Genomic DNA, 12,586 nt, shown 5'->3' with positions numbered 1-12,586 from the left:
GACTGTGCGGAGGCGCCTCTCTAGATCGCTGTGCGTCCAATCGAACGCACAGCGGTTGCTCTGGTCTCCCTCGGCACCTCAAGGATCACATATTCTGATAGACCGGCCCCTCGCCACCCTGCGGCGGCACCCACACGATGTTCTGGTTGGGGTCCTTGATGTCGCAGGTCTTGCAGTGGACGCAGTTCTGGGCGTTGATGACGAAGACTTCTTCGCCGTCCTTCTCCACCCATTCATAGACCCCGGCGGGACAGTAGCGGGTCGAGGGGCCCGCATAGACTTCGAGCTCTGAGCGCTTCTGCAGGTCCATATCCTTGACCTTGAGATGGACCGGCTGGTCTTCCTCGTGGTTGGTGTTCGACAGAAACACTGACGAAAGACGGTCGAAGGTCAGCACGCCATCAGGCTTCGGATAGTCGATCTTCTTGTGCTGTGCCGCCGGCTCCAGGCTTTGCGCATCGGTCTTGGCGTGCTTCAGCGTGCCGAAGAACGAGAAGCCGAACAGCTGGTTGGTCCACATGTCGAGACCGCCGAGCGCGACGCCGAGACCGGTTCCGAGCTTCGACCAGAGCGGCTTGACGTTGCGCACGCGCCTGAGATCGGTGCCGATCGCCGTCTGGCGCCATTCGTTCTCGATCTCGACCGGCTCGTCATTGGCGCGGCCGGCAGCGATCGCGGCGGCCAGCTTGTCGGCGGCGAGCATGCCGGAGATGACCGCGTTGTGCGATCCCTTGATGCGGGGCACGTTGACGAAGCCGGCGGAACAGCCGATCAGCGCGCCACCCGGGAAGGACAGTTTCGGCACCGACTGGTAGCCACCCTCGGTGATCGCGCGCGCGCCGTAGGACAGGCGCTTGCCGCCTTCGAACGTGCCCCGGATGGCCGGATGCGTCTTGAAGCGCTGGAATTCCTCGAACGGATAGAGATAGGGGTTCTTGTAGTTGAGGTGGACGACGAAGCCGACTGCGACCGTGTTATCCTCCAGGTGGTAGAGGAAGGAACCGCCGCCGGTCTTCATGCCGAGCGGCCAGCCGAACGAGTGCTGCACGAGGCCCTGTCTGTGGTTCTCCGGCTTGACCTGCCACAGTTCCTTGATGCCGATGCCGTATTTCTGCGGCTCGCGATCCTTGGCGAGATCGAATTTCGCGATCAGCTGCTTGGCGAGCGAGCCCCGAACACCTTCGCCGATCAGCGTGTACTTGCCGAGCAGTTCCATGCCGCGGGTATAGGCAGGACCCGGTTCGCCGTTCTTCTCAATCCCCATGTCGCCGGTTGCGACACCGATTACGGCACCCTGGTCATTGTAGAGCACCTCGGCGGCGGCAAAGCCGGGATAGATCTCGACGCCCAGCGCTTCGGCCTTTTCGGCGAGCCAGCGACAGACGTTGCCGAGCGAGACGATGTAATTGCCGTGATTGTTCATGAGCGGCGGCATGGCGAAGTTCGGCAGGCGGATCGAGCCGGCGGGACCGAGCAGCAGGAACTGGTCGTCGGTCACTTCGGTCTTGAAGGGATGGCCCTCTTCCCCGCGCCAGCCGGGCAGAAGCGCATCGATGCCCGACGGATCGACCACGGCGCCCGAGAGGATATGCGCACCGACTTCGGCGCCTTTTTCCAGAACGACCACCGTCAGATCCGGGTTGACCTGCTTCAACCGGATCGCGGCCGACAGGCCGGCCGGGCCAGCGCCGACGATCACGACGTCGAACTCCATGCTTTCTCGTTCAGGAAGCGGGTTGGCGGAAAGGTCTTGGGCGTCCATTTCAAACTCCGATGCCGGCCCCTCGCCGGCGCAGTAGGTCTTTTTCTGTCTTGTCAAAAGCGATCCCGCTTGTCGAGGCGCGAAAACGTCTTCCGGCTTGTCATTCGCGCAAACCACGCTTCCGTTTTCTCAACTTACGTTGACGTACACGTAAATAACGGTTCTGGCGCCAAAGGCAAGTTCTGGCTTTCGCCATGGGTGGACCAAAGCTATAAAGCCCCGGCATTCAAATGACCGGTCCCCGCGTCGCAACCTGTCGTCGCGCCCGAAGGCCCGTCATGAACCTCGTGCAGAGAAGGAAAGCTTCATGGATCTCGGTATTGCCGGCAAACGCGCGCTCGTACTCGCCTCCTCCCGCGGCCTTGGGCTGGGGATAGCCAAGGCTCTGGCGGCGGAAGGCGCCAACGTTCTTCTGGTCGGTCGCTCGGGCGAGCAGCTCGCCGAAAACTGCAAGGCGATCAATGCGCTCGGCAAAGGCAAGGCTGACTGGGTCCGCGGCGATCTCGGCGAAGAGAATTTCGTCGCTTCGATGGTGACGGCCGTTGAGGAAAAGCTCGGCGGCATCGACATTCTCGTCAACAATACCGGCGGCCCGACGCCCGGCACGACTGAGGACATGAGCGCCGACAAGCTCGACACGTTCTTCCAGTCGATGGTGCTGCGCGTCATCACGCTCACCAACACGTTGCTGCCGCAGATGAAGGCGCAAGGCTGGGGCCGCGTTCTGACGGTCGCCTCCTCCGGCGTGGTTGAGCCGATCGCGAACCTCGCGCTGTCGAATACGCTGCGTGGCGCGCTGGTCGGCTGGAACAAGACACTTGCGACCGAAGTGGCGGGTTCCGGTATCACCGCAAACATGCTGCTGCCTGGCCGCATCCTCACCGACCGGATCGAGGAACTCGACACGGCCAATGCGAAAAAGCAGGGCAAGACGATGGACGAAGTCCGCGCCGCATCGGTCAAGACGATCCCCGCCGGCCGGCTCGGCACGGTCGAGGAATTCGGCGCTGCCGGTGCCTTCCTCTGCTCGGAAGCCGCAAGCTACATCACCGGATCGATGCTGCGCGTCGATGGCGGAGCGGCCCGCTCGTTCTAACCTGACAAGACCACTTTGAAGACAACACGGATCGCGCTAGGATCTGATTCTGGCGCGGTCCACGCCTCCCCCCTCCGACCGGGAAAGTAAACCTCATACCGGACCTCCGATCATCGAACCGACTGTTCGAGCATCCGCACAAGGAGGGATTGCGAAACACGCTCGCGATAGGAGGTTTGACCATGAAAACGACAGTTCCGATCTACCAGCTGAAACGCAAGGCGAAGCTTCTCGCCCGGCAGACATCCACTCCCCTTCACGCCGCGCTCGACCGCATCGCCGTCGAGCAAGGGTACCGGAGCTGGAGCCTGCTATCGGCCAAACATACCGAAACATCGCCCGCCGAAATCTTGTACCGAAGCCTGAAACAGGGCGACATGCTGCTGGTCGGTGCAAGGCCGCGACAGGGCAAGACGCTGATGGCGCTCAGCCTTGCCATCGAGGCCATGAAAGCCGGCAATAGCGCCTTTTTCTTCAGCCTCGATTATACGCCTGCCGACATTCTCGGGCGCTTTCGCGCGCTTGAGGTCGAGCCTCAGCGCTTCGGAGACCAGTTTTCGTTCGACTGCTCCGATGCGATCAATGCCGGTTACATGATCGAGGCGCTGGAAACCGCTGCAGCCGGTACGCTGGTCGTGGTGGACTATCTTCAACTGCTCGACCAGCGCCGCGAAAACCCGCCGCTGGCCGACCAAGTTTCCACACTCGAGTCTTTCGCCCGTAAGCGCGGTCTGATCATCGTCTTCGTGTCGCAGATCGACCGCGCTTACGACGCGGCCGCGAAGCCCCTCCCCGACATCGCGGATGTCAGGCTTCCCAACCCGCTCGACCTGTCCAAGTTCAGCCGGACCTGCTTCCTTCAGGGCGGCAGCGTAGCGTTCCGGCCGAACGGGTAAGCCGGTCAAAGATCGGCGGCGAGCTTGGGCAGGTCGGCGATCAGGCTGTCGCGCACAACATAGCTTATCGGCGTGTCGGGATAGCGCTTCACGTCGACCAGCAACCTTGCAAAGATCACGCGGCGGTCGTTCTGCTCGGCCCAGCCGACGAACCAGCCGATCGGGCGGGCATAGTCGGGCTTGCCGTCCTTGCCGCGCAGCCAGCCGGCGCCGGTCTTGCCCTGCACGTCCCAGCCGTCGCCGGCTGCAAAATGCGGCAGGATCGCCTGCGTCATGTCGGAAGCCTTTTCCGAGATCGGCAGCTTGCCGGTGAGGAAGCGGCGAATGAACGCCACCTGCTGGTCCGGCGAAATCTTCAGCGACGACATCAGCCAAGCTTCCGTCAGCCCGTCCGTGCCGGCGGGTCCGCCGGAGACATCGCGGTTGCCGTAACCGAAGTTTTTCACATAGGCCGAGAAACGCTCTTTGCCGAGCTTGCGCGTGATCTCCTGCGAATACCAGACGATCGAATCGCGTTCCCAGATGGTCGGGTCGACATCCTTTTGCTCACGCTCAGAGCGGTTGAATTTTGCCTGGTATTTCCAGAGCGGCGTCGTCTCGTCGCTGAGGATGCCGGCGTCGTAGCCCATCATCGCGAGCGGCAGCTTGAAGGTGGATTGCGGATAGAAAGCCTGATCGCAGGCGCCTTCCCGGTGCACTTGTTCACCTGTCTTTTCCTCGATTACGACCGTGCAGGCGATGGGCTCGGCAGCATGGGAGGCCACGCCGGACAACAAGCACGCAACCGTGATCAACGACAGAAACTTCATTTTCTTCAACACTCTAGCAGTCCTCCTTGTGCGACGCCGGGAAGATCCTCCATGAATGTGTAAACATTGAGTTAACTTGTCATGCCGGTTTTGACCCCTCGTCAAGGCGACGCTGTTACAGGCCGAGCTTGATTAGAACCCAAGGGGCATACCGTGTTAATTGACAGCATTTTCAAAGGCGGATCGAGTTCATCCTCGCCGAGCCAGACGTCCAGTTCTAGCCAACCGTCCTCTACGAGCCAGACGTCCACCTCAAGCACACAGCCAGCAAGCACAACATCCGGCACTTCATCCACAACCACCCCGACCAGCACCGAGCAGGTCAAACCGGTCGCGAGCGCAGAACCCGAAACGCAGGTCGACAATAGCGATGACGGCATCTACTCCGCCACGCCTCCGGCGTCGGGTGACGAGACTGCAGAAGCCGAGCCGGTAGCGGCAAGTGCGCCATCGGGCAGCACATCGACCGGAAGCGTGCCGGCAGAAAGCACGATGGAAGCTGAGCCATCCGCTGAACCCGAGGCGGGTGCCGTTGCTCCATCAAACAGCGCGCCATCGAACAGCGTGAATTCCGGCAGCGCCTCTGGCCCTAGCTCTTCGGCTCCCTTCCAGGCCGGCACTGCGTCCACGGCACCGGCGACCGGCTCGAGCACGGGAACGACTGCTTCGTCGTCCAACGCTCCGACCACCGCGTCGACCTCCGTCTCCAAGACGGCTTCTGCCGATCGCGTCGCTGACTTCCTCGATCAGGTCGCGAGGATCCAGACACGTTTTGGAACGACCGGTTCCAGCGAGGAACAACAGGCTCGCGAACGGGCTTCGGAAGTCCTTCAGAGCCTGATGGTCAGCCAGATGCTGGACAATATCGTTTCGAAGAAAACCCAGACGATCGGCACCCTGTTCGGCTCCAGCGATACGTCCAAGACGCTGGATATGGGAAAGATCTACAGCGAGGCCTGAGGACGATCGGAGGGGATGCAGTCCCTTTCCGCTCTTGCCTTCGCCCGCACCTTGTGCCATCACGCGCCCTCTTGAAAAACGGGGCGCGTTTTCGCGTTCTGTTGCCCTCGGAGGCGGCGCTTCCGGTTCATCATTTTCGACGTAGATTTTTAAGGAGCACGGCCATGGCACGGGCGCTCGGGCTTGATTTCGGCACGACCAATACGGTTCTGGCACTTGCGGACAGCGGCGCCACCACGCATTCGCTGGAGTTTTCCAGCAGCGCCGGCACCACGGATTCAATGCGCACGGCGCTGTCCTTCATGAAGGATGCGAAGCTTGGCGCGCAGGCGCTGAAGATCGAGGCCGGTCAGGCCGCCATCCGCCAGTTCATCGACAATCCCGGCGATGTCCGCTTCCTGCAGTCGATCAAGACCTTTGCCGCAAGCCCACTGTTTCAGGGCACGCTGGTGTTTGCCCGCCGGCACATGTTCGAAGACCTGATGGAAATCTTTCTGAAGCGGTTGCAGGCCTACGCGGAAGGCAACTGGCCGGGCGAAGTCTCGCGTCTCGTCGCGGGACGTCCGGTGCATTTTGCCGGCGCCAGCCCGGATGAGAAACTCGCCACCGATCGCTACAACGAAGCGCTGACGCGGCTGGGCTTTCCGGAAATCCACTATGTCTACGAGCCTGTCGCAGCCGCCTATTACTTCGCGCAGAGCCTGAAGAGCGATGCCACCGTTCTGGTGGCCGACTTTGGCGGCGGCACGACGGACTACTCGCTCATCCGCTTCGAGCGTGTCGCCGGCAAGCTCGTCGCCACGCCGATCGGCCATTCCGGCGTCGGCATCGCCGGCGATCACTTCGATGCAAAGATGGTGGAGCACCTGGTGGCGCCCGAGATCGGCAAGGGCACGCATTTCAAAAGCTTCGACAAGCTTCTCGAAGTGCCCTCCAGCTATTATGCGAATTTCTCGCGCTGGAACCAGTTGTCTATCTTCAAGACGACCCGCGAGTTCACGGATCTGAAATCGCTGGTGCGCTCGGCAACCGATCCCGACAAGCTGGAACTGTTTATCGATCTCGTCGATCACGACGAAGGCTATCCGCTCTATCAGTCGATCTCGGCCACCAAGATGGCGCTTTCTGCGTCCGACGAGGCGGAGTTCAATTTCTCGCCGCTCGGCCGGGGTGGCAAGAAGATGGTGAAGCGGACCGATTTCGAAACCTGGATCGCCGACGACCTCGCCCGGATCGAAGGTGCGCTGGACGACGTGCTGACCAAGACCAACACGTCACCTGACGAGGTCGACAAGGTGTTCTTGACCGGTGGCACGTCCTTCGTGCCGGCGGTGCGGCAGATCTTCAACCGGCGCTTCGATGCCGGCAAGATCGAGAGCGGCGGCGAACTCCTGTCGATCGCTCATGGTCTCGCGCTGATCGGCGAAAGCGGCGATGTGGAGCAGTGGGCGGCGTAAGCACTCCACGAGGTTCTCCACAGCCGCGGACGGAATCCCATTCCAACCCGAGCCCGACATGCTATAGGGTGCGCATATGAGCCCCACCGCCTCCGAACTCGATCCTGCCGAACTTGCAGCGCTGCTGCATTTCTACGCGGATTCGGGAGTCGACTGGCTGGTCGAGGACGAACCGGTCGATCGCTTCGCGCAGTTTGCCGAGCAGAAGGCGGCAAAGGCGCAAGGGCGAGCGGCACCGAACGTGTCGTCACCGCCGCAGGGCGAGCGTGAGGCCTATGCTCTCGGTGGCGATACACCACAGCCGCAGCGTCCCGCGCCACCAGCTCCGCGTCTTACCCCCTCCTCCATGCAGCAGGTCGCCATTCCCGACGGCGGCGCGGTCAATGCCGCGCGTCTTGCGGCAGACGGTGCCGGCACGCTTTCCGAACTGAAGACGGCGCTGGAAACCTTCGGCGGCTGCAACCTGAAACACGGCGCCCGCTCAACGGTGTTCATGACCGGCGATCCGCAGTCGCGCATCATGGTGATCGGCCCGATGCCGAATGCCGAAGATGATCGCGACGGCACACCGTTTTCCGGGCGGCAGGGCCAATTGCTCGATCGGATGCTGTCGGCGATCGGCCTGTCGCGCGAGACGGTGCTGCTCACCAACATCATCCCCTGGCGTCCGCCGGGAAGCCGGATGCCGTCCGACGCCGAACTTGAAATCTGCAGACCGTTCCTCGACCGGCAGATAGCGCTTGCCGAGCCACGCCATCTGCTGCTGCTCGGCAACTTTCCCGCGCGTCTGTTCCTCGGCGACACCGGCACGATCCATTCCATGCGCGGTGAATGGCGCGAGGTCACGGCAGCGGGACTTGCGGTTTCCGCGCTCGCGACGCTTCACCCGCAGGATCTGCTTGCGGCACCGGCCAACAAGGCTCTCGCCTGGCAGGATATGCTGCTGTTCAAAAGCCGCATTTCCGGCACTTGAATGCCCAGAATCTAGGCAGCGGACCGACGATTCGCGTTAATATTACCAATTTGTGAATATCGTTATGCGTGCGCTGCATGTCAGCGCCGCGTTTGCCGCCATTGATGAATCAATGCTGCGCTGCAATATATCATCCTGTCTTGGGAGGACACGGTTTAAGGAACCAAGGCAATGACCACACGCTTTCGTCCGATCCATTCGGGCTTTGAAACCCTCCGCGTTGCCGGCCTCGCGCCGCGCTCGTCGAACGGGTACCACCACTTCGGATCTGCCACGCACGAGCAGATCACGTCGCGCTCGATGAGCCGTCCGGTCGGGATCACCCGTCCGTCCGCCGTCTTCGCAGACTTTCGTGAACGCTGAGGGTATGACGACAATGAAAACCGTTCTGCACCCGATCCGTACGATCCGCGACAGCATTCTCCAGATCAGCTGCGCGGTATCTGCATCCGTCGAGTTTTCCCGTTCAGCGGTGAAGCGCTCCGACGCGGAAACTGCAATTCCGCTGTAAAGCGTCATCCATGTTGGATTGAACTGTCGAGGGCTGCGTCACGCGCCCCTTTTGCGTTTGGCGCCATGTTCCTGCAGCACGGATTCAGTTGGCGGTGCTTGACGCCCGGCGTGCCGCCTTGCGCTCGAGACCCAACCGATGCTCGCGGTAGATGATGAAGATACCGGCGGAAACCGTAATCGCGGTACCGATCAGCGTCGTTGCCGTCGGCACGTCCGCAAACAGCAGATATGACACGGCAATGCCCAGAATGATCGACGTATAGTCGAAGGGTGCGACTGTCGAGACATCGGCAAATCGATAGCTTTCGGTCAAGAAGATCTGCGCTACGCCACCGCACAGCCCGGCCGCGATCAGAAGCAGAAAACTGCTCCAGGGCAGCGACACCCAGCCGAACGGCAGGCTGGCCAGCGACAGAAGCGCGCCGGTCAGCGAAAAATACAGCACGATCGTCGCCGTCTTTTCGGTCTGCACCAGCTGGCGCACCTGCACCATGGCAAGACCGGCCAGCACGGCGGCACAGAGAACCGCGATCGCCCCGAGCGCCTGTTCGGAGGCAAACCCGCCGTCGCGGAGCAGTGTCAGCTTTGGCCATGAGACGACGAGAACGCCAACGATTCCGATCAACACCGCCGTCCAGCGATAGACGCGCACTGTTTCCTTGAGGATGAGCGCTGCAAACACGACAGCCATCAGCGGTCCCGCGTAGCCGATGGCGATCGCTTCCGGCAGCGGCAGGTGGATCAGGCCGTAAAAGCCGAAGGCCATCGACATGATGCCCAGCACACCGCGCTTAAAATGTCCAAAAATGCTCGACGTGTGGAATGCCGGCCATAACTGTCCGAGAACCGACAGGTAGAGCACGATCGGCACGATCCCGAAAGCGGAGCGGTAAAAGGTGATCTGCCCTGCAGGGATCCCCGTTCCGGCGGACTTGATGCAGACCTGCATGGCCACGAAGATGACGACGGAGATGACCTTGAAAAGAATGCCCCGCAAGGGGTTCTGCGCGTCGGCCACCATCATGCACTCTGCAAAAATCACGGTGACGGGACCGTAATCGCAGCACCGTCAAAGAAAAGGATTCGAATACAAATCACAATAACCACATTTCCCGGGGCCGCGACAGGAAATTGACAAAGCACAATCACGAAGCATGATGGCAAGTCAGCTTCCGCGAGGCTGCTCAAGACTGGTACAAAATCGCGTTATCTTAAAGGTGGCTTCAACAATCGTTTAGTATTGCGTGCAATGATCCGCGGCGGCGATGGGGATTGTCGAAAGCTCAATGCGCGCAACCGCGCAGATCCTCGACGCGTTCAATTTGAAGAGCCGGTTCAGGAAAAGTCATGCGAACAGATACGGGCCAGATCGTACATCTGGCAGATTACCGCCCCACTGATTTCGTTCTGGAACGTGTCGACCTCACCTTCGAGCTCGACCCGACGAACACGAAAGTGGATGCCCGGCTGATCTTCCATCGCCGCGAAGGCGTGGATTTGTCCGCGCCGCTGGTTCTCGATGGCGACGAGCTTGCTCTCTCCGGCCTGCTGTTTGACCAAAAGGACGTGCCTGCCAGTCAGTACGATGCCACGCCGGAAAGCCTCATCATCCGTGATCTGCCGGCCGAGGCGCCGTTCGAGATCACCATCACGACCCATATCAATCCGGAAGCCAATACGCAGCTGATGGGGCTTTACCGCACCAACGGCATCTATTGCACGCAGTGCGAGGCCGAAGGCTTCCGCCGGATCACATACTTCCCTGACCGTCCCGACGTTCTGGCGCCCTACACGATCACCATCATCGGTGACAAGGCCGCCAACCCGGTCATGCTGTCGAACGGCAATTTCCTGGGCGGTGCCGGATATGATGAAGGCCGCGCCTTTGCCGCCTGGTTCGATCCGCATCCGAAGCCATCCTACCTGTTTGCTCTCGTCGCCGGCGATCTTGCGGTCGTCGAAGACACGTTCGTGACGATGTCCGAGCGTGAAGTGACGCTGAAGATCTTTGTCGAGCACGGCAACGAGTCGCGCACCGCCTATGCCATGGACGCTCTGAAGCGTTCGATGAAGTGGGACGAGGAGCGGTTCGGCCGCGAATACGATCTCGATATCTTCATGATCGTCGCCGTTTCCGACTTCAACATGGGCGCCATGGAGAACAAGGGGCTCAACGTCTTCAACGACAAGTACGTGCTGGCCGATCCAGAGACTGCAACGGATCAGGACTACGCCAATATCGAGGCGATCATCGCCCACGAATACTTCCACAACTGGACCGGCAACCGCATCACCTGCCGCGACTGGTTCCAGCTGTGCCTGAAGGAAGGCCTCACGGTCTATCGCGACCACGAATTCTCGGCCGACCAGCGCTCGCGTCCGGTCAAGCGCATCGCCGAAGTGCGCCATCTCCGCTCGGACCAGTTCCCGGAGGATGGCGGCCCGCTCGCCCACCCGGTCCGCCCGACGACCTATCGCGAGATCAACAATTTCTACACGACGACGGTCTACCAGAAGGGGTCCGAAGTCACCGGCATGATCGCCACGCTGCTCGGCAAGGACGATTTCAAGGCCGGCATGGATCTCTATTTCGAACGGCATGACGGCCAGGCCGTCACCGTCGAGGACTATGTGAAATGCTTCGAGGACGTGAGCGGCCGGGATCTCACCCAGTTCTCGCTCTGGTACTCGCAGGCTGGCACGCCGCTCGTCAACGTCTCGACCGAATACGACCAGGCATCCGCCACGTTCAAGCTATCGCTCGAACAGATGGTGCCGGCAACGCCCGGCCAGCCCGACAAGCAGCCGATGCACATTCCGCTGTCCTTCGCGCTGATCCTCGACAATGGCACCATTGCCGATGCAACATCCGTCAAGGGCGGCGAAGTCACCGGTGACGTGCTGCATCTGACCGATCGCCGCCAGACCTTCACCTTCACCGGCATCGCGTCGCGGCCGGTCCTGTCGCTCAACCGTTCGTTCTCGGCGCCGGTCAACATCGCCTTTACCCAGACGCCGGCCGATCTTGCGCATATCGCTCGTCACGACACGGATCTGTTTTCGCGCTGGCAGGCCCTGACGGATCTCGCCATCCCGAACCTTACCAAGGCTGCCCGCGATGCGCGGGAAGGCCACGACGTCACCTGCGACCCGGCCCTGATCGAGGCACTTCTCGAAGCCGCCGGCGACGACACGCTGGAGCCCGCCTTCCGCGCCCAGGTTCTGGCGCTGCCGAGCGAAGCCGATATCGGTCGCGAACTTGGCGGCAACAACGATCCGGAGGCGATACACACGGGCCGCACCGCCGTGCTGAAGCTCATCGGTGATGCCGGTGTCGAGCTGTTCAAGCGCCTGTTTACCGAGATGAAGGCAGAGGGTGCCTATTCGCCGGATGCCGAAGCCGCCGGCAGGCGTGCGCTGAAATCGGCGGCGCTGACCTACCTCGCCTATGCCGAAAACAGCCCGCAGCGCGCGGCCGAAGCCTTCAGTGCCGCCGACAACATGACGGAACTCTCGCAGGCGCTCACACTGCTTGCCCATCGCTTCCCGGAAGCCTCGGAAACGACAGGTGCGCTCGCAAGCTTCCTGACGCGGTTCGACGCAAACCCGCTGGTCATCGACAAGTGGTTCTCGCTGCAGGCGACCATGCCCGGCGAAGATGCGCTGGCACGGGTGAAAGCGCTGATCGACCATCCGCGCTACAATGCCGGCAATCCGAACCGTGTTCGCGCACTGGTCGGCATGTATGCCTTCTCGAACCCGACCGGCTTCAACCGCCGCGACGGCGAAGGCTACCGGTTCCTCGCCGGACAGATCCTCGAGATCGATCCGAAGAACCCGCAACTTGCCGCCCGCATCCTCACCTCGATGCGCTCATGGCGCTCGCTGGAGCCGACCCGCGCCGACCAGGCCCGCGACGCTTTGATGACGATTGAACGTAGCCCGTCCCTTTCGACTGACGTGCGCGACATCGTTGAGCGTATGCTGAAGGGCTGAGACAATCTTCGTGCAAAATGACATCCGCGTCGGCTGCCTGCCGGCGCGGATATTTTTTGCGCCGATTTGGCACATTTTGGTACATCTTGCTTGACGGGGCTTGATAACTCGCATCCTGAAAAGC

At 61.4% G+C, this 12,586-nt stretch carries 11 protein-coding genes; 7 read left to right on the top strand and 4 right to left on the bottom strand.

Annotated elements, in window-relative coordinates; all coding sequences use genetic code 11:
• Positions 1–85: 85 nt before the first annotated feature.
• The gene (locus ACQY1P_RS10145; RefSeq protein WP_430256341.1) at positions 86–1,762 is read right to left on the bottom strand and encodes a 4Fe-4S dicluster domain-containing protein; all 1,677 of its coding nucleotides are present in this window, start codon (positions 1,760–1,762) and stop codon (positions 86–88) included.
• Between the two features lie 307 nt (positions 1,763–2,069).
• Here ACQY1P_RS10145 and ACQY1P_RS10140 point away from each other — a divergent pair, with 307 nt between their 5' ends.
• Together ACQY1P_RS10140 and ACQY1P_RS10135 are read left to right on the top strand one after the other, a co-directional pair.
• Positions 2,070–2,858: an SDR family oxidoreductase gene (locus ACQY1P_RS10140; RefSeq protein ID WP_430256340.1), complete on the top strand. Its 789-nt coding sequence runs from the start codon at positions 2,070–2,072 to the stop codon at positions 2,856–2,858.
• 182 nt (positions 2,859–3,040) lie between these two features.
• On the top strand, positions 3,041–3,754 hold the full coding sequence (locus ACQY1P_RS10135) for a DNA helicase (RefSeq protein WP_430256339.1): 714 nt from the start codon (positions 3,041–3,043) through the stop codon (positions 3,752–3,754).
• 5 nt (positions 3,755–3,759) lie between these two features.
• Here the strand turns inward: ACQY1P_RS10135 and blaOXA are convergent, their stop codons facing one another.
• Together blaOXA and ACQY1P_RS10125 are read right to left on the bottom strand one after the other, a co-directional pair.
• Positions 3,760–4,563 carry a class D beta-lactamase gene (gene blaOXA / locus ACQY1P_RS10130; RefSeq protein ID WP_430256691.1) on the bottom strand — a complete coding sequence of 268 codons (804 nt, stop codon included), beginning with the start codon at positions 4,561–4,563 and terminating at the stop codon, positions 3,760–3,762.
• 380 nt (positions 4,564–4,943) lie between these two features.
• Complete coding sequence (locus tag ACQY1P_RS10125; RefSeq protein ID WP_430256338.1) at positions 4,944–5,273, bottom strand: hypothetical protein; 330 nt, start codon at positions 5,271–5,273, stop codon at positions 4,944–4,946.
• A 414-nt stretch (positions 5,274–5,687) separates the two neighbouring features.
• Between ACQY1P_RS10125 and ACQY1P_RS10120 the strand changes: the two genes are divergently transcribed.
• The 4 genes from ACQY1P_RS10120 to ACQY1P_RS10105 all read left to right on the top strand — a co-directional run bounded on the left by ACQY1P_RS10120 (position 5,688) and on the right by ACQY1P_RS10105 (position 8,464).
• Positions 5,688–6,980 (top strand): Hsp70 family protein, encoded by a 1,293-nt coding sequence (locus ACQY1P_RS10120; RefSeq protein WP_430256337.1) that lies wholly within the window; start codon positions 5,688–5,690, stop codon positions 6,978–6,980.
• 76 nt (positions 6,981–7,056) lie between these two features.
• Complete coding sequence (locus ACQY1P_RS10115) at positions 7,057–7,953, top strand: uracil-DNA glycosylase (protein WP_430256336.1); 897 nt, start codon at positions 7,057–7,059, stop codon at positions 7,951–7,953.
• A gap of 171 nt (positions 7,954–8,124) precedes the next feature.
• A complete protein-coding gene (locus ACQY1P_RS10110) occupies positions 8,125–8,316 on the top strand; it encodes a hypothetical protein (RefSeq protein WP_062453430.1) in 192 nt (63 codons plus the stop codon).
• A gap of 13 nt (positions 8,317–8,329) precedes the next feature.
• Complete coding sequence (locus ACQY1P_RS10105; RefSeq protein ID WP_256413693.1) at positions 8,330–8,464, top strand: hypothetical protein; 135 nt, start codon at positions 8,330–8,332, stop codon at positions 8,462–8,464.
• 84 nt (positions 8,465–8,548) lie between these two features.
• Here ACQY1P_RS10105 and ACQY1P_RS10100 read toward each other — a convergent pair whose 3' ends face one another.
• Positions 8,549–9,487, bottom strand: a complete 939-nt coding sequence (locus ACQY1P_RS10100; RefSeq protein ID WP_092662503.1) for a DMT family transporter — start codon at positions 9,485–9,487, stop codon at positions 8,549–8,551.
• A 326-nt stretch (positions 9,488–9,813) separates the two neighbouring features.
• Here ACQY1P_RS10100 and pepN point away from each other — a divergent pair, with 326 nt between their 5' ends.
• A complete protein-coding gene (gene pepN, locus ACQY1P_RS10095) occupies positions 9,814–12,462 on the top strand; it encodes an aminopeptidase N (protein WP_430256335.1) in 2,649 nt (882 codons plus the stop codon).
• Positions 12,463–12,586 lie beyond the last annotated feature (124 nt).

The organism is Neorhizobium sp. DAR64872/K0K18, from assembly GCF_050500175.1.
GTDB classification, from domain to species: domain Bacteria; phylum Pseudomonadota; class Alphaproteobacteria; order Rhizobiales; family Rhizobiaceae; genus Neorhizobium; species Neorhizobium soli.
The sequence above is the reverse complement of the archived record's forward strand: the minus strand, read 5'-3'. Positions and strand labels throughout refer to the sequence as shown.